Source organism: Pseudomonas sp. MWU12-3103b, from assembly GCF_023100615.1.
Taxonomy (GTDB): domain Bacteria; phylum Pseudomonadota; class Gammaproteobacteria; order Pseudomonadales; family Pseudomonadaceae; genus Aquipseudomonas; species Aquipseudomonas putida_A.
Genome location: NZ_JALMEY010000008.1, coordinates 238,106 through 255,315 on the forward strand (window position 1 = coordinate 238,106; position 17,210 = coordinate 255,315).

Annotated in this window: 16 protein-coding genes and 1 pseudogene; 10 read left to right on the forward strand and 7 right to left on the reverse strand. The window is 61.2% G+C overall.

All coding sequences use genetic code 11. The annotated features are described in order from the left end of the window. Window positions 1–8 precede the first annotated feature (8 nt). The 3 genes from M0808_RS14895 to M0808_RS14905 all read left to right on the forward strand — a co-directional run bounded on the left by M0808_RS14895 (window position 9) and on the right by M0808_RS14905 (window position 2,864). Window positions 9–980, forward strand: a complete 972-nt coding sequence (locus tag M0808_RS14895; RefSeq protein WP_247841691.1) for a TRAP transporter substrate-binding protein — start codon at window positions 9–11, stop codon at window positions 978–980. Window positions 981–1,056: 76 nt separating this feature from the next. Then, complete coding sequence (locus tag M0808_RS14900; protein WP_247841692.1) at window positions 1,057–1,584, forward strand: TRAP transporter small permease; 528 nt, start codon at window positions 1,057–1,059, stop codon at window positions 1,582–1,584. Then, window positions 1,584–2,864: a TRAP transporter large permease gene (locus tag M0808_RS14905; protein WP_247841693.1), complete on the forward strand. Its 1,281-nt coding sequence runs from the start codon at window positions 1,584–1,586 to the stop codon at window positions 2,862–2,864. Before M0808_RS14900 ends, M0808_RS14905 begins: the two co-directional genes overlap by 1 nt. Before the next feature lie 102 nt (window positions 2,865–2,966). On the opposite strand, the gene M0808_RS14910 is transcribed toward M0808_RS14905, so the two are convergent. The 3 genes from M0808_RS14910 to M0808_RS14920 form a co-directional block, all read right to left on the reverse strand. Then, the gene (locus M0808_RS14910; RefSeq protein ID WP_098968223.1) at window positions 2,967–3,767 is read right to left on the reverse strand and encodes a sulfite exporter TauE/SafE family protein; all 801 of its coding nucleotides are present in this window, start codon (window positions 3,765–3,767) and stop codon (window positions 2,967–2,969) included. A 9-nt stretch (window positions 3,768–3,776) separates the two neighbouring features. Then, the gene (locus M0808_RS14915) at window positions 3,777–5,021 is read right to left on the reverse strand and encodes an FAD/NAD(P)-binding oxidoreductase (RefSeq protein WP_247841694.1); all 1,245 of its coding nucleotides are present in this window, start codon (window positions 5,019–5,021) and stop codon (window positions 3,777–3,779) included. 168 nt (window positions 5,022–5,189) lie between these two features. Continuing rightward, window positions 5,190–5,531, reverse strand: coding sequence for a metalloregulator ArsR/SmtB family transcription factor (locus M0808_RS14920; protein ID WP_003224002.1), 342 nt, complete (start codon window positions 5,529–5,531; stop codon window positions 5,190–5,192). Window positions 5,532–5,622: 91 nt separating this feature from the next. Between M0808_RS14920 and M0808_RS14925 the strand changes: the two genes are divergently transcribed. Beyond that, window positions 5,623–6,486, forward strand: a complete 864-nt coding sequence (locus M0808_RS14925; protein ID WP_247841695.1) for an MBL fold metallo-hydrolase — start codon at window positions 5,623–5,625, stop codon at window positions 6,484–6,486. On the opposite strand, the gene bkdR is transcribed toward M0808_RS14925, so the two are convergent. Beyond that, window positions 6,483–6,971 carry a Bkd operon transcriptional regulator BkdR gene (gene bkdR, locus M0808_RS14930; protein ID WP_007965286.1) on the reverse strand — a complete coding sequence of 163 codons (489 nt, stop codon included), beginning with the start codon at window positions 6,969–6,971 and terminating at the stop codon, window positions 6,483–6,485. The two genes, M0808_RS14925 and bkdR, sit on opposite strands and share 4 nt — an antisense overlap. A 185-nt stretch (window positions 6,972–7,156) precedes the next feature. Here bkdR and M0808_RS14935 point away from each other — a divergent pair, with 185 nt between their 5' ends. The 5 genes from M0808_RS14935 (at window position 7,157) to M0808_RS14955 (ending at window position 13,366) form a co-directional block, all read left to right on the forward strand. Then, complete coding sequence (locus M0808_RS14935) at window positions 7,157–8,392, forward strand: 3-methyl-2-oxobutanoate dehydrogenase (2-methylpropanoyl-transferring) subunit alpha (RefSeq protein ID WP_247841696.1); 1,236 nt, start codon at window positions 7,157–7,159, stop codon at window positions 8,390–8,392. A 1-nt stretch (window position 8,393) separates the two neighbouring features. Further along, a complete protein-coding gene (locus M0808_RS14940) occupies window positions 8,394–9,452 on the forward strand; it encodes an alpha-ketoacid dehydrogenase subunit beta (RefSeq protein WP_123462612.1) in 1,059 nt (352 codons plus the stop codon). Further along, a complete protein-coding gene (locus M0808_RS14945; protein ID WP_247841697.1) occupies window positions 9,453–10,733 on the forward strand; it encodes a dihydrolipoamide acetyltransferase family protein in 1,281 nt (426 codons plus the stop codon). A gap of 4 nt (window positions 10,734–10,737) precedes the next feature. Beyond that, window positions 10,738–12,111 (forward strand): dihydrolipoyl dehydrogenase, encoded by a 1,374-nt coding sequence (gene lpdA / locus M0808_RS14950; RefSeq protein WP_247841698.1) that lies wholly within the window; start codon window positions 10,738–10,740, stop codon window positions 12,109–12,111. A gap of 235 nt (window positions 12,112–12,346) precedes the next feature. Beyond that, complete coding sequence (locus M0808_RS14955; RefSeq protein ID WP_027613221.1) at window positions 12,347–13,366, forward strand: branched-chain amino acid aminotransferase; 1,020 nt, start codon at window positions 12,347–12,349, stop codon at window positions 13,364–13,366. 54 nt (window positions 13,367–13,420) lie between these two features. Here M0808_RS14955 and M0808_RS14960 read toward each other — a convergent pair whose 3' ends face one another. Beyond that, on the reverse strand, window positions 13,421–14,305 hold the full coding sequence (locus tag M0808_RS14960) for a LysR substrate-binding domain-containing protein (RefSeq protein ID WP_247841699.1): 885 nt from the start codon (window positions 14,303–14,305) through the stop codon (window positions 13,421–13,423). A 105-nt stretch (window positions 14,306–14,410) separates the two neighbouring features. Here M0808_RS14960 and M0808_RS14965 point away from each other — a divergent pair, with 105 nt between their 5' ends. After that, window positions 14,411–15,019 (forward strand): LysE family translocator, encoded by a 609-nt coding sequence (locus M0808_RS14965; protein ID WP_247841700.1) that lies wholly within the window; start codon window positions 14,411–14,413, stop codon window positions 15,017–15,019. 23 nt (window positions 15,020–15,042) lie between these two features. Here M0808_RS14965 and M0808_RS14970 read toward each other — a convergent pair. Both M0808_RS14970 and M0808_RS14975 read right to left on the reverse strand, forming a co-directional pair. Next, window positions 15,043–15,861: pseudogene (locus tag M0808_RS14970) on the reverse strand (TIGR03915 family putative DNA repair protein); the annotation flags it as partial. Then, entirely contained in the window at window positions 15,858–17,078 is a 1,221-nt protein-coding gene (locus M0808_RS14975) for a putative DNA modification/repair radical SAM protein (RefSeq protein WP_247841701.1), read from the reverse strand. The gene M0808_RS14975 and the pseudogene M0808_RS14970, both read right to left, overlap by 4 nt. Between the last annotated feature and the right edge of the window lie 132 nt (window positions 17,079–17,210).

Consider the following 17,210-nt stretch of genomic DNA (forward strand, 5'->3'; position numbering starts at 1 on the left):
TCACCCCCATGAACTTCAAACGCACCTTGCTGGCCGCTGCACTCCCGCTGATGTTCACCTTCACTGGCGCCGCCCAGGCCCTGCAACTCAAATTCGCTGACATCCATCCCGCCGGTTATCCCACCGTGGTAGCCGAAGAAAACATGGGCAAGACCCTGACCCGGGAAACCAACGGCGAGCTGACCTTCCAATACTTTCCCGGGGGTGTGCTGGGCTCAGAAAAGGAAGTCATCGAGCAGATGCAAGTCGGCGCGGTACAACTGTCTCGCGTCAGCCTGGGTATCGTCGGCCCGGTAGTGCCGGATGTGAACGTGTTCAACATGCCGTTCATCTTCCGCGACCATCAACACATGCGTAACGTCATCGACGGCGCAGTGGGCGATGAGATCCTCGACAAAATCACCAACTCCGAATTCGGCCTCGTGGCCCTGGCCTGGATGGACGGCGGCACGCGCAACGTCTACACCAAGAAACCGGTGCGCAAGCTCGAAGACCTCAAGGGCATGAAGATTCGCGTACAAGGCAACCCGATGTTCATCGACATGATGAACGCCATGGGCGGTAACGGTATCGCCATGGACACCGGGGAAATCTTCAGCGCCTGGCAAACCGGCGTGATCGACGGCGCGGAAAACAACCCGCCGACCCTGCTCGAACACAACCACTTCCAGAACGCCAAGTTCTACAGCCTGACCGGTCACTTGATCCTGCCAGAGCCGATTGTGATGTCGAAAATCACCTGGGAAAAACTCACCCCGGATCAACAGGCGCTGGTCAAGACCGCCGCCAAGGCTGCCCAGGCTGAAGAGCGCGTGCTGTGGGACAAGAAGTCCGCTGCCAGCGAAGAAAAACTCAAGGCCGCTGGCGTCGAGTTCATCCAGGTCGACAAGAAACCCTTCTACGACGCCACCGCACCGGTGCGGGAAAAGTACGGTGCGAAGTACGCCGACCTGATCAAGAAAATCGAAGCCGTTCAGTAACGTCTCCCGCTCCGTCCTCATTAACCAGGCCCGGCGCACCTGATCACTCAGGCGCGCCCGGTTACGGTGGAACCCGATGAAGAATCTGCTGCTGCGTATCAACGACAAGATCTACATGACGTGCATCTGGGTCGCCGGCCTTTCCGTCCTGGCGATTTCCCTGATGATTCCCTGGGGCGTCTTCGCCCGCTACGTGCTGGGCACCGGTTCGAGCTGGCCAGAGCCCACGGCGATCCTGCTGATGATGGTGTTCACCTTCATCGGTGCCGCCGCCAGTTACCGCGCCGGTGCGCACATGGCTGTGGCCATGCTCACCGACCGCATGCCACCGGAACTGAGAGCTGCGGCGGCGATATTCTCGCAACTGCTCATGGCGTCGATCTGCATTTTCATGACCATCTGGGGCGCCAAGTTGTGCATGTCCACCTGGAACCAGTTCATGGCGGCCCTGCCCGATCTGCGGGTTGGCGTGACCTATCTGCCGATTCCCGTGGGCGGCTTGCTGACGCTGGTTTTCGTCCTGGAAAAACTCTTGCTCGGTGACCAGAGCAAACGGCGGGTCGTGCAGTTCGATCTGGTTGAAGAAAGTGAAGGTGGCGCTTAATGGACGCTCTGATTCTGCTGGGCAGTTTTATCCTGTTGATCCTGATCGGCATGCCGGTCGCCTATGCGCTGGGCGCCGCCGCGCTGATCGGTGCGTGGTGGATCGACATCCCGTTCCAGGCGGTGATGATCCAGGTCGCGTCGGGGGTGAACAAATTCTCGCTGCTGGCCATTCCGTTCTTCGTCCTGGCCGGCGCGATCATGGCCGAGGGCGGCATGTCCCGGCGTTTGGTGGCGTGTGCCGGGGTGCTGGTGGGTTTTGTGCGCGGTGGCCTGTCGCTGGTCAACATCGTCGCCTCGACCTTCTTCGGCGCGATCTCCGGTTCCTCGGTGGCCGACACCGCGTCGGTGGGCTCGGTGCTGATTCCGGAAATGGAACGCAAGGGCTATCCACGGGATTTCTCCACCGCAGTGACCGTCAGCGGCTCGGTGCAAGCCCTGCTCACGCCACCCAGCCATAACTCGGTGCTCTACTCCCTGGCCGCCGGTGGTACGGTTTCGATTGCCTCGCTGTTCATGGCCGGCATCGTGCCGGGCTTGATGATGAGCGCCTGCCTGATGGTGCTGTGCCTGATCTTCGCGAAAAAGCGCAACTACCCCAAGGGTGAAGTGATCCCGATGCGCCAGGCGCTGAAAATCGTCGGCGAAGCCCTCTGGGGCATGATGGCGATGGTGATCATCCTCGGCGGCATCCTCTCGGGGATCTTCACCGCCACGGAATCGGCGGCCATCGCCGTGTTGTGGTCGTTCTTCGTGACCATGTTCATCTACCGTGACTACAAGTGGCGTGAACTGCCGAAGCTGATGCACCGCACGGTACGCACCATTTCCATCGTGATGATCCTGATCGGTTTCGCCGCGAGCTTCGGCTACATCATGACCCTGATGCAGATTCCGGCGAAAATCACCACGCTGTTTCTGACCCTGTCGGACAACCGTTACGTGATCCTGATGTGCATCAACGTCATGCTGCTGTTGCTCGGCACGGTGATGGACATGGCGCCGCTGATCCTGATCCTGACGCCGATCCTGATGCCGGTGATTCTCGGCATCGGTGTCGATCCAGTGCAGTTCGGCATGATCATGCTGGTCAACCTCGGGATCGGGCTGATAACACCGCCGGTGGGCGCGGTGCTGTTTGTCGGTTCGGCGGTGGGCAAGGTCAGTATCGAGAGCACCGTGAAGGCGCTGCTGCCGTTTTATGCGGTGCTGTTTCTGGTGTTGATGCTGGTCACTTACATCCCCGGCATTTCCCTGTGGCTACCGCATCTGGTGTTGTAACAGCCTGAAAGATCGCAGCCTCGTTTCACTCCACAGCTCCTACATGGGAATGCGATTCCTGTAGGAGCTGCCGAAGGCTGCGATCTTTTGATCTGCCAACATTCAGGCACGCAACAACATATACCCCGCCACCACCAGACACACGCTGGCAAACCCCACCTGCAACGTCCGCGCTGGCACCCGCGCGCACAGTTTGCGGCCGATGATCATGCCGACGATGCTGGCCACGATAAACGCCGCGCCCTGAGCATCAATCCGCACGCCCGCGTGAAACGAGCCGATCACGCCAATCGCCGAAATCAGGCTGATCACCATCAGCGACGTCGCGACAATCCCGCGCATCTGCACATCGGTCAGTTGCTTGAACGCCGGCACGATCAGGAAGCCACCGCCAACGCCGAGCAAGCCCGAAACCACACCGGTCACCGCACCCAGCGCCGCGAGGGTCGCGGTGCATTTGGCGGTCCAGTCGAAACGCCCGGTCTGCTCATTGAGCATGCAGTTTTTCTGCCCCCAACTGGCGTGGCCGTGGTCGCTCGGCCCCGTTTGCGCACGCTCGCGGCGCAGCATGCGCCAGGCCACCATGACCATCAGCAGGCTGAAGAGGATCATCAGGATCTTCTCCGGCAACTGGTGCGCGAAATAGATGCCCAGCGGCGAAAACACCGCACCGAGCGCGGCAATCAGCAGCGCCGCGCGATAGCGCACCAGCCCATGGCGCAAACCGTCGATCGCGCCAACTGCCGCCGCACTGCCGACGGCGAACAACGCCACGGGCGCGGCCTGGGTCATGCTCCAGCCGAGGCCAAGCACCAGCGCCGGCACCGCGAGAATCCCGCCGCCCGCCCCGGTCAGCCCGAGAATCAGCCCCATCAACACGCCAAACAGACTTGCCAGCAACATAGGGAGTTCTCAGTCGACTTTGGACAAACCGGTCAGCCACTCGCGGCCCTTGAGCATGCCGTTCCAGTAGAACCACGGCAGCAGCGTCGCCTTGAGGAACCACGCCGAGCGGCGCGGCACGGTCGCATCGAGGACGAAGGTCGGCAGCAACTTCCCGCCGTAACCGAACTCGGCGAGGATCACCTTGCCCTTCTCCACCGTCAGCGGGCACGAACCGTAGCCGTCGTACTTCAGTGGCAGCGGTTGTTGCTTGCGCAGGGCCAAGAGGTTTTCGGCGACTACGACGACCTGCTTGCGCACGGCGGCAGCGGTTTTCGCATTGCTGGTGCCGCAGATATCACCGAGGCCGAACACCTCGGGGTAACGCGGATGTTGCAGGCTATGCGGATTGACTTCGCACCAGCCGGCAGCGTCGGCCAGCGGGCTCTGGGCGATGAAATCCGGCGAGACTTGCGGCGGCACCACGTGCAGCAGATCGAAGGTTTTCGCCTGTGTGGTGAGGTTGCCGTCGGCGTCCTTGATCTCGAACCACGCGGTTTTCGCCGGGCCGTCGACCTTGACCAGGTTGGAGTTGAAGGCCAGTTGCGCGTTGTACTTTTCGATGTACTTCATCAGCGGTGGGACGAAGGTCGCGACACCGAACAACGCGGCGCCGGCCAGGTTGAATTCAACCTCGACCTTGTTCAGGACGCCGGTTTTACGCCAGTGATCGCACGACAGGTACAACGCCTTCTGCGGCGCGCCGGCGCATTTGATCGGCATCGCCGGCTGGGTGAACAACGCCTTGCCGCCGCGCAGTTTCTGCACCTGATCCCAGGTGTACTGCGAGTGCTGATAGCTGTAGTTGGAGGTCACGCCATGCTGGCCGAGGCTTTCCTGCAGGCCTTCGATCTTCTCCCAGGCCAGCCGCAGGCCGGGGCAGACGATCAGGTTCTGGTAAGTGACGGTGCGCTGATCGTTGAGGGTCAACTGGCGCAGATCGGGATCGATACCGGTCACCGCCGCCTGAATCCAGGTGGCCTGACGCGGCATCACTTTGCTCGTCGGCCGCACGGTGTCCTTGACGTCGTAGGCGCCACCGCCGACCAGCGTCCACGCCGGTTGGTAGTAGTGCTGGGCGCTTGGCTCGATCACGGTGACTTTTAGAGTGGGATCACGCTTGAGCAGACTGGCGACGAAGCCGATGCCGGCGGTGCCGCCGCCGATGACCACGATATCGGCACTGATGGATGGGCCCCAGTGTTGATCGTTCATTGCTTGTTCCTTATTGCTGCATGCAAGGATTTCTTGGCCTTCACATAAAACCAATGTGGGAGCGGGCTTGCTCGCGAAAACGGTAGATCATTCAACATTAATGTCGACTGATACGACGCCTTCGCGAGCAAGCCCGCTCCCACAGGGGATGGAGGTGTTGGCTGACATTTATGGGTGACCCCAGCTCTTGAGCACCGCTCCGCAATACAACCCGGACAGGGTCTTCATCACCTGAATCACTTCAGGACTGGCCAGACCGTAAAAGATGTATTTTCCTTCACGACGAGTCGCCACCAGCCCTTCATCGCGCAGGATGCCCAGCTGCTGGGACAGCGTCGGCTGGCGCACGCCGGTCATTTTTTCCAGCTCGCCGACGTTGCGCTCGCCCTGGGTCAGCTGGCACAGGATCAACAGGCGATCCTCATTGGCCAGCGCCTTGAGCAGCGCGCAGGCCTTGGAGGCGGACGCCCGCAACTGGGCGACTTCACATTCGGTCAGACTGGATTGCATTTGCACGATGCCTTCAACGTCACTTAAGCTGCGAACATTATGTTTTTAGATAAAGTGTTGCAACCCATTTCCCTGATTCAGGTTGGTGTCCATGCCCGCGCAGATTGAAGCTTTCCTCGACCCCGCCTCCTCGACCTACAGCTACGTGGTCTATGAAGCCGATGGCGGGCAGTGTGCAATCGTCGATCCGGTACTCGATTACGACGGCGCCGCCGGTCGCACCTGCACTGTGCAGGCCGACAAGATCATCGCCTTCGTCCGTGAACACCACTTGCAGGTGCAATGGCTACTGGAAACCCACGCTCACGCCGACCACCTGTCCGCTGCGCCGTACCTGCGCCGCGAACTGGGCGGCAAGATTGCGATCGGCCAGTCCATCAGCAAGGTGCAGAACGTGTTCAAGGCGCTGTTCAACCTGGAACCGGAATTCTGCGTTGACGGCTCGCAGTTCGATCACCTGTTCGCGCCGAACGAGTCGTTCAAGATCGGCAACCTCAAGGCCACCGCCCTGCACGTTCCCGGCCACACTCCGGCAGACATGGCCTACCTGATCGACGGCGAACAGATTCTGGTCGGCGACACGCTGTTCATGCCCGATGTCGGCACCGCCCGCTGCGACTTCCCCGGCGGCAACGCCCATCAACTGTTCAACTCGATCCACAAACTGCTGGCCTTCCCCGCCAGCGTCAAACTCTACGTCTGCCACGACTACCCGCCGGAAGGCCGCGCCGCGCAGTGCCAGACCACCGTCGGTGAACAGCGCAAGAGCAATATTCATGTGCATGACGGGATTGATGAAGCGGCGTTTGTCGAGATGCGTACCAAGCGCGATGCCGGGTTGGGCATGCCGACGCTGTTGCTGCCGGCGATTCAGGTGAATGTGCGGGCGGGGAATTTTCCGGCGGCCGAAGACAATGGTGTCGTGTATCTGAAGGTGCCGATCAACAAGCTTTAAGTGCCCAGCGTCAAACCATTGGCCGGCAACGGCAGCGCCGTCTTGTAGCGCACCTGCTTCAAGGCAAAACTCGACCGAATGTTCGCCACCCCCGGCACCTTGGTCAGAAAGTCCATCATGAACCGCTCCAGCGCCTGAATCGTCGGCACCAGCACCCGGATCAGATAGTCCGGGTCGCCGGCCATCAGGTAGCACTCCATCACCTCGGGGCGGTCGGAGATCGCCTCTTCGAAATGCTGCAACGCCTCCTCGACCTGTTTCTCCAGGCTGACGTGAATGAACACGTTCACATGCAGGCCCAGCAGATCGGCATCCAGCAGCGTCACCTGCTCGCGAATCAGCCCTAACTCCTCCATCGCCTTGACCCGGTTGAAGCACGGCGTCGGCGACAGGTTCACCGAGCGTGCGAGGTCGGCGTTGGTGATGCGCGCATTCTCCTGAAGGCTGTTGAGAATGCCGATGTCGGTACGGTCCAGTTTGCGCATGAGACAAAACCACCTGTTTTTTATGTTTATGCAGAATTTCTATCTGCAAATCGTCTCCAGCGCAACGAAACAGAGAGAAATATTCTTCTTGCCCGGGCCTATGATTGTTGTAGGACAAGATTTCTTTCACCCAAGAATGATTGCCAGCTCACTACAAGAAATTCACAAGATCGAGCGTAGAAGCCATGACCCAAGCGTATGAACCGCTGCGTCTGCACGTCCCTGAACCCTCGGGCCGCCCAGGCTGCAAAACCGACTTCTCCTACCTGCATCTGACCGATGCCGGCACGGTGCGCAAACCCTCCATTGACGTAGAACCCGCCGACACCGCCGACCTGGCGCGTGGGCTGATTCGTGTGCTCGACGACCAGGGCAACGCCCTCGGCCCCTGGGCTGAAAATGTGCCGGTCGAGATCCTGCGCAAGGGCATGCGCGCCATGCTCAAGACGCGGATCTACGACAACCGCATGGTGGTCGCCCAGCGCCAGAAAAAAATGTCGTTCTACATGCAGAGCCTTGGCGAAGAAGCCATCGGCAGCGCCCAGGCCCTGGCCTTGAACATCGACGACATGTGCTTCCCGACCTACCGCCAGCAAAGCATTCTGATGGCCCGCGAAGTGCCACTGGTTGACCTGATCTGCCAACTGCTGTCCAACGAGCGCGATCCACTCAAGGGCCGGCAGTTGCCGATCATGTACTCGGTCAAGGACGCCGGTTTCTTCACCATCTCCGGCAACCTCGCGACTCAATTCATTCAGGCCGTCGGCTGGGGCATGGCCTCGGCGATCAAGGGCGACACGAAAATCGCCTCGGCCTGGATCGGTGACGGCGCCACCGCCGAATCGGACTTCCACACCGCCCTCACCTTCGCTCACGTTTACCGCGCGCCGGTGATCCTCAACGTGGTCAACAACCAGTGGGCGATCTCGACCTTCCAGGCCATCGCCGGGGGTGAAGCCACCACTTTCGCCGGACGCGGCGTTGGTTGCGGCATCGCCTCGCTGCGGGTCGATGGCAACGACTTCTACGCGGTCTACGCCGCTTCCGCCTGGGCTGCCGAACGCGCCCGGCGCAACCTCGGCCCGACCATGATCGAATGGGTCACCTACCGCGCCGGCCCGCACTCGACCTCCGACGATCCGTCGAAATACCGTCCTGCCGATGACTGGAGCCACTTCCCGCTGGGCGACCCGATTGCCCGCCTGAAACAGCACCTGATCAAGATCGGCCACTGGTCGGAAGAAGAGCACGCCGCCGTCAGCGCCGAGCTCGAAGCCGAAGTGATTGCCGCGCAGAAACAGGCCGAACAGTACGGCACCCTCGCCGGCGGGCAGATTCCAAGCGCCGCAACCATGTTCGAAGACGTCTACAAAGAGATGCCGGAGCACTTGAAGCGCCAGCGTCAGCAGTTGGGGATCTGACATGAACGATCACAACAACAATATTCAGTTGGAAACCGCCATGACCACGACCACCATGACCATGATCCAGGCCCTGCGCTCGGCCATGGATGTGATGCTTGAGCGTGACGATAATGTGGTGGTGTTCGGTCAGGACGTCGGCTACTTCGGCGGCGTGTTCCGTTGCACCGAAGGCCTGCAGACCAAGTACGGCACCTCGCGGGTATTCGACGCGCCGATCTCTGAAAGCGGCATTGTCGGTGTTGCGGTGGGCATGGGCGCTTACGGCCTGCGCCCGGTGGCCGAGATTCAGTTCGCCGACTACGTCTACCCGGCTTCCGACCAGATCATTTCCGAAGCCGCGCGCCTGCGTTATCGCTCGGCCGGCGAGTTCACCGCGCCGATGACCCTGCGCATGCCCTGTGGCGGCGGGATCTACGGCGGTCAGACCCACAGCCAGAGCATCGAGGCGATGTTCACTCAGGTCTGTGGCCTGCGCACCGTGATGCCGTCCAACCCGTACGACGCCAAGGGCCTGCTGATCGCCTCGATCGAAAACGATGACCCGGTGATCTTCCTTGAGCCGAAACGCCTGTACAACGGCCCGTTCGACGGCCACCACGACCGCCCCGTAACCCCGTGGTCGAAACACCCGCAAGCCCAGGTGCCGGACGGTTACTACACCGTGCCGCTGGACGTCGCCGCGATCACCCGTCCGGGCAAGGACGTGACCGTGCTGACCTACGGCACCACCGTGTACGTGTCGCAAGTGGCCGCCGAAGAATCCGGCGTTGACGCTGAAGTCATCGACCTGCGCAGCCTGTGGCCGCTGGACCTGGAAACCATCGTCAAGTCGGTGAAGAAAACCGGCCGCTGCGTGGTGGTGCACGAAGCCACCCGCACCTGCGGTTTCGGCGCCGAACTGGTGGCGCTGGTGCAAGAGCATTGCTTCCATCACCTGGAAGCGCCGATCGAACGCGTCACCGGTTGGGACACCCCCTACCCGCACGCGCAAGAGTGGGCGTATTTCCCAGGGCCGTCCCGAGTGGGCGCGGCGTTGAAACGGGTCATGGAGGTCTGAATGGGCACGCACGTTATCAAGATGCCGGACATCGGCGAAGGCATCGCAGAAGTAGAACTGTCGCAGTGGCACGTCAAGGTCGGCGACCTGGTGGTTGAAGATCAAGTGTTGGCGGACGTGATGACCGACAAGGCAATGGTCGATATTCCATCGCCGGTCCACGGCAAGGTGATTGCGCTCGGCGGTCAGCCGGGTGAAGTGATGGCGGTCGGCAGTGTGCTGATCAGCATTGAAGTTGAAGGCGCCGGAAACCTGAAGGAATCCGCCGCACCAGCACCGGCTGCTACGAAAGAGGCACCTGCTGCGCCGAAAGTTGAAGCCGCAGTCGAGAGCAAACCTGCCGCCGCTGCTGCACTGCGTTCCGCACCGGTTTGCCAGGGCCCGATGGTTGCCCGCGAGGCTGATGAACGTCCGCTGGCTTCGCCGGCCGTGCGCAAACATGCGCTGGATCTGGGCATTCAGCTGCGTCTGGTACGCGGCACCGGCCCGGCCGGTCGTGTGCTGCACGAAGACCTCGACGCTTATTTGGCCCAGGGTCAATCAAACGCTTCGGCACCGGCAACCGCCGCGTACGCCCAGCGTCACGATGAAGAACAGATTCAGGTTATCGGCATGCGCCGCAAGATCGCCCAGCGCATGCAGGACGCCACTCAGCGTGCCGCGCACTTCAGCTACGTCGAGGAAATCGACGTCACCGCCATCGAAGAACTGCGCGCGCATCTGAATGAAAAACACGGTGCCAGCCGGGGCAAGTTGACCTTGCTGCCGTTCCTGGTCCGCGCACTGGTCGTCGCCCTGCGTGACTTCCCGCAGATGAACGCCCGTTACGACGACGAAGCCCAGGTCATCACCCGCCTCGGCGCAGTGCATGTCGGTGTCGCCACGCAAAGCGATGTGGGCCTGATGGTGCCGGTGGTGCGTCACGCCGAAGCGCGCAGCCTGTGGGACAGCGCCGCGGAAATCTCGCGTCTGGCCAATGCCGCACGCAATGGCAAGGCCAGCCGTGACGAATTGTCCGGCTCGACCATCACCCTCTCCAGCCTCGGTGCGTTGGGCGGCATCGTCAGCACGCCGGTGCTGAACCTGCCGGAAGTGGCGATCGTCGGCGTGAACAAAATCGTCGAACGCCCGATGGTCGTCAAAGGCCAAGTGGTGATCCGCAAGATGATGAACCTCTCCAGCTCCTTCGATCACCGCGTGGTCGACGGCATGGACGCGGCGCTCTTCATCCAGGCCATTCGTGGCTTGATCGAACAACCCGCGACCCTGTTTGTGGAGTGATGCAATGCAAACCTTGAACACCACGCTGCTGATTATCGGCGGCGGCCCCGGCGGTTACGTCACGGCGATTCGCGCCGGGCAACTGGGCATTTCGACGATTCTGGTCGAAGGCCAATCGCTGGGTGGCACTTGCCTGAACATCGGCTGCATTCCGTCCAAAGCGTTGATTCACGTGGCCGAGCAGTTTCACCAGACACAACATCACAGTCAGCATTCTGCGCTGGGTATCAGCGTTTCGGCGCCAACCCTCGACATCAGCAAGAGCGTCGAGTGGAAGGACGGCATCGTTGATCGCCTGACCACCGGCGTCGCCGCACTGCTGAAAAAGAACAAGGTCCAGGTCATCAATGGCTGGGCCAAAGTCATCGACGGCAAAACCGTGGAAGTCGGCGATACGCGGATCCAGTGCGAACATCTGGTGCTGGCCACCGGTTCGACCAGCGTCAACCTGCCGATCCTGCCAATCGGCGGGCCGATCATCTCCTCCACCGAAGCGCTGGCACCGAAGTCCGTGCCCAAACGTCTGGTGGTGGTCGGCGGCGGTTACATCGGTCTGGAGCTGGGCATTGCCTACCGCAAGCTCGGCGCCGAGGTCAGCGTGGTCGAGGCGCAGGATCGTATCCTGCCGGCCTACGATGCCGAGCTGACCCAACCGGTCCACGAAGCACTGAAGCAACTGGGCGTGAAGCTCTATCTCAAGCACAGCGTGCTGGGTTTCGACGGCACCTTGCAGGTGCGTGACCCGAACGGCGACACCCTCAATCTGGAAACCGATCAGGTGCTGGTGGCGGTCGGTCGCAAGCCGAATACGCAGGGCTGGAACCTTGAAGCGCTGAACCTGGACATGAACGGCTCGGCGATCAAGATCGACAGCCGCTGCCAGACCAGCATGCGCAACGTCTACGCCATCGGCGACCTCAGCGGCGAGCCGATGCTGGCCCATCGCGCCATGGCTCAGGGCGAAATGGTTGCCGAACTGATCAGCGGCAAATCCCGCGAATTCAACCCGACCGCCATCGCCGCCGTGTGCTTTACCGACCCGGAACTAGTGGTGGTCGGCCAGACCCCGGACGAAGCCAAGGCTGCGGGGCTGGACTGCATCGCTTCCAGCTTCCCGTTCGCTGCCAATGGCCGGGCGATGACCCTGGAATCGAAAAGCGGCTTCGTGCGGGTGGTCGCGCGTCGCGACAATCATCTGATAGTCGGCTGGCAAGCGGTCGGGGCAAGCGTTTCCGAGTTGTCGACCGCGTTCGCGCAAAGCCTGGAAATGGGTGCGCGCCTGGAAGACATCGGCGGCACCATCCATGCGCATCCGACCCTGGGTGAAGCGGTGCAGGAAGCGGCGTTGCGTGCTTTGGGGCATGCGTTGCATCTGTGATGGATGGTGGCAGTGATGGCCTCTTCGCGAGCAAGCCCGCTCCCACAATGGGAATGCATTTCAAAATGTGGGAGCGGGCTTGCTCGCGAATTCTTGAGGCCGACTCGATTTATCTGCCTGTCATCCGATAGTCCGGGCTGCGAAACCGCGCAAGAATGAAGTATTGTTGTGCCCATCCAAAAAAACGTCAGAAGCCTTGAACCGTTTCGACGGTTGTTCAGTGATAGAGGGTGTCATGGGTAACGAAAGCATCAATTGGGACAAGCTGGGTTTTGACTACATCAAGACCGACAAACGCTATCTGTCGTACTTTCGCAATGGCGAGTGGGACAAAGGCACCCTGACCGAAGACAACGTGCTGCACATCAGCGAAGGCTCGACTGCCCTTCACTATGGCCAGCAGTGCTTCGAAGGCCTGAAGGCTTATCGTTGCAAGGACGGCTCGATCAACCTGTTCCGTCCTGACCAGAACGCCGCGCGCATGCAACGCAGCTGCGCTCGCCTGCTGATGCCGCACGTGTCGACCGAGCAGTTCATCGAAGCGTGCAAGGAAGTGGTTCGCGCCAACGAGCGCTTCATCCCGCCATACGGCACCGGCGGCGCGCTGTACCTGCGTCCGTTCGTGATCGGCGTGGGTGACAACATCGGCGTGCGTACCGCGCCGGAGTTCATCTTCTCGGTATTCGCGATCCCGGTCGGCGCCTACTTCAAGGGCGGCCTGACGCCGCACAACTTCCAGATCTCCAGCTTCGACCGCGCCGCCCCACAAGGCACTGGTGCGGCCAAGGTCGGTGGCAACTATGCCGCCAGCCTGATGCCGGGCTCCCAGGCCAAGAAAGCGCACTTCGCTGACGCCATCTACCTGGATCCCCTGACCCACAAGAAGATCGAGGAAGTCGGTTCGGCCAACTTCTTCGGGATCACCCACGACAACAAGTTCATCACCCCGAACTCGCCATCCGTGCTGCCAGGCATCACCCGTCTGTCGCTGATCGAACTGGCGAAAACCCGTCTGGGTCTGGAAGTGATTGAAGGCGACGTGCTGATCGACAAACTGTCGGACTTCAAGGAAGCCGGCGCCTGCGGTACCGCGGCGGTGATCACCCCGATCGGCGGGATCAGTTACAACGACCACCTGCACGTGTTCCACAGCGAAACCGAAGTCGGCCCGGTCACCCAGAAGCTCTACAAAGAGCTGACTGGCGTGCAGACCGGCGACATCGAAGCGCCAGCAGGCTGGATCGTCAAGGTTTGATCTGACGGCTGCTGATGCACAAAAGCCCCCATCGACTGATCGATGGGGGCTTTTTCATGGGCGCTGTTGCTGTAGCCACTCAATCAACACTTTGGTATGCGCCGACGCTTGCGGGGCAACGCCGTAGTAATAGCGTGGCAGCGGCATGCGCAGATCCGGCAACGGACAGATCAGGCGGCCACTCGACAAATGTGTGCCGAGCAAAGTAGTCGGACACAGCGCGACGCCCTCGCCCGCCACGGCCGCTTCCAGCACCCGGTGCATGTAATCAAACTGGCGGATCACCTGGCTACTGCTCTGGCTCTGGCTCTGGCCAAAATGCATGGCCCAGTGGTGCCAGTCTTCACGCCGCGCCCTGACGGTCAGCAAGGTATGCGCACTGAGGCCGGCGAGATTTGTCAGCGGCAGTCGCTCAATCAATGCCGGCGCCGCGACCATGACCAATTCATCCTCGAACAACGCGTGCGCCTCCAGCGTCGGCGCCCAATCGTCGCGGCCCCGGCGGATGACAATGTCGAAATCGTCGCGGGCCGGATCCGGCGACTGGGTCTGCGTGACGACCTGGGTGTCGATGTGCGGATGCTGCACCGAAAAGTCCGCCAAACGAGGCGTCAGCCATAACAGGGCGAAGGACGGCCGGACATTGATCGTGATCGTCGGCCGCGCTGCCTGTCGCCTCAAGTCGGCAGCGGCGTCGGCAATCTGCGCCAGACCGGCGCTGACTTGTTGATAAAAAAGCTCACCCGCCGGCGTCAGCAGCGACTGCCTGATGCGCCGTTCAAACAACAAAACGCCCAGATGTTCTTCAAGCAATTTGACGTGGCGGCTGACCGCACTATGGCTGACATGCAGCTCGTCGGCCGCCAGGCTGAAACTCTGATGACGAGCAGCCACAGCGAAGGCGCGAACCGCATTGAGCGGGGGAAGTGAATTTTTCATGGGTCTAATTTAGTCACATATGCACTGCATTTAAAGCGTTTGTCAGCGCGTTGTCGCCACGCCAATCTGCCCGCACGCAGATACGCGATTCGACGGAGCAACATCATGCACAGCTACGGACTCTTTGTATTGTTCGCCGCCCTGACCATTTTGAGCCCCGGCCCGGGCGTGGTGCTGACCCTGTCAAACGCCGTGCGCCTGGGCTGGACCGGCGCAGTACCCGGCATTCTGGGCATCGCCTCGGGCGCTTTCGTGGTGGCTGCCCTCAGCGCCACCAGCGTCGGCTTGATCCTCAGCGCCTCGGCCGAGGCGTTTACCGTGCTGAAATACGCCGGAGCTGCATACCTGTTGTACTTGGGCTTCAAGAGCTGGCGTTCAGATCGTTTCCGTAGCCTGCAGCAGGTTCGCCCTTCTCGTCCGGGCTACCGTTTTCTCGAAGCCGCGTCCCTGCAGTTTCTCAATCCGAAAGCGATCTTCTTCTTTCTGGCCGTATTCCCGCAGTTCATCGACACTGAACAGGTTTTTTACCCGCAGTTCTTCAAACTGGTGGCCTCTTACGCGGTGCTGGTAATTCTGGTGCACGGCAGCTACGCCCTGCTCGCCAATACGGCCAAAGGCTGGCTGTCGAGCCCGAAAGGATCCTGGCTGGCGGCAAAAGTCTCGGGGGTGACCTTTGCCGGTTTTGGTCTGCTGATGGCGTCGGCAACCCGCTGATCGACCTGCTCAGGCTCATTCTGTTTCAAGGCAATTCGCTTGCCGGCTCGCGCGGCTATTCCGCTGGCCTGACCATTTTGCTGTTTGCCCATCCGCGCCTGGGTGATCAACCCGGGGATCAATTCCCCTTCCGGCAGATTCTTCCAGAACCGCACCGGCAAATGCCCTTGCATGACCTTCTCGTTCAATCGCGCCGGGTTGAAGATGTGGCTGTAGTACGTCAGCCATAACTCGCCGTGCGGGTCATCGACGTTCTGCGCCAGCTGCTGCCATTCCACCGGGCACTGGCGCTGATGAATCAACTGTTCGCCATCGTAATAAACTCCGTCACGCGGCGTGGCGATCAACCAGCGGTGGCGACCCATGCGCCTGACGAAATGTTCGCTGGCGCTGTGCAGGATGTCGTGGGCCGGTTCGTGCCACGCGACGTATTGCGGGCCTGGCTGATCCTGCGGGCGTTCGATGAAACGCACGAACGCATGCAAATGGTGGGCTTCGCGCTGCACCTGCTTGATCCGCCGCTGCAACTCGCTGCCGAGTTGGTCGCCGGCCATCATCGCCGTGCGATCGCCATGGCTGACTCGCCACAGCACTTCATACAACAGACTCCAGCGCTGGTCGCCCCGGTAGCGCGCGGCTTGCTCCAGGGTATCGAGCAGTGCACGGGGGATGCGTGCCTGAAACGGCCCCTGTCCCTCGGGCACCGAAACGTCACTGGCAAACAGATCGCTCACCCCTTCCGACGCCCAGCTCACCAGACTCGGGTCGACTTCATGGCTGAGCAGCCAGCGTGCCTGCTGGCGCCAGGTGTCGAACAGGTCGTCGCAATCGAGATTGATCATCCCCACAACCCCATCTGCTGCGGCTGCGGCCGGTCGCGCAGTTGCTGATAGAGCATGTGGCTGGTGACTTCGGCCTGTTGCGGGTGGTAGTCGCTGGTGATGATGAACGGCTTGGCCTTGGCCAACACACAACGCATGCGCGCCACATCTTCGTAGCGAATGCGCCGTTGCTGGCGCAATTGCACCAGACGTTCGGTGGTACGCAGGCCGATGCCCGGGATGCGCGCGATCAGCGCCGGTTCGGCGCGGTTCAGGTCCAGCGGAAACACCTCGCGATTCTGCAGCGCCCAAGCCAGTTTCGGATCGATATCCAGCGCCAGATTACCAGGGCCCTTGAGCAACTCATCGGCGCTGTAGCCGTAGCTGCGCAAGAGGAAATCGGCTTGATACAGACGGTGTTCGCGCATCAGCGGTGGCGCGGCCAGTGGCACGCTTTTCGGGCTGTCGGGAATCGGGCTGAATGCCGAATAGTAGACCCGGCGCAGGCGGAAATTGCCGTACAAGGCCTGGGCGCCATGCAGGATCGTGCTGTCGTCGGTGTCATCGGCGCCGACGATCATCTGCGTGCTCTGCCCGGCCGGAGCGAATTTTGCCGAACGCGGTTCGTTGAGCACCGTTTGTACGCCGGTGTAAATGGTGTTCATTGCCTGCTTGATCGAACCGATCTGCTTCTCCGGCGCCAGGGTTTGCAGGCTGGCGTCGGTGGGCAGTTCGATATTGACGCTGAGGCGATCGGCGTAACGGCCCGCCTCCTCGATCAATGCCGGATCGGCCTCGGGAATGGTCTTGAGGTGAATGTAGCCGCGAAACTCGTGCTGCTCGCGCAACAGCTTCGCCACGCGCACCAGTTGTTCCATGGTGTAGTCCGCCGAACGGATGATCCCCGAACTGAGAAACAGCCCGCTGACGCAGTTGCGCCGATAGAAATCCAGGGTCAGCGTGACCACTTCCTCGGGGGTGAAGCGTGCGCGCGGCACATCGCTGGAGCGGCGGTTGACGCAATACTGGCAGTCGTAGAGACAGAAATTGGTCAGGAGGATTTTCAGCAGCGACACGCAACGGCCGTCCGGCGTGTAGCTGTGGCAGATGCCCATGCCATCAGTCGAGCCCAACCCGCTCTTGCCTTCGGAGCTGCGCTTGGGCGCACCGCTGCTGGCGCAGGAGGCGTCGTACTTGGCGGCGTCGGCGAGAATGCTGAGCTTGTCGATGATTTGCATGGCGCGGGCTCTTTACTGTGTGGATATACAGTATAGGTCCGAGCACGGGGTTACAAGGTGGTAGAAGCGCACCTCGTCGGGCAGAAGCTCAAGATCAAAGGATCGCAGCCTGCGGCAGCTCCTACATGGATT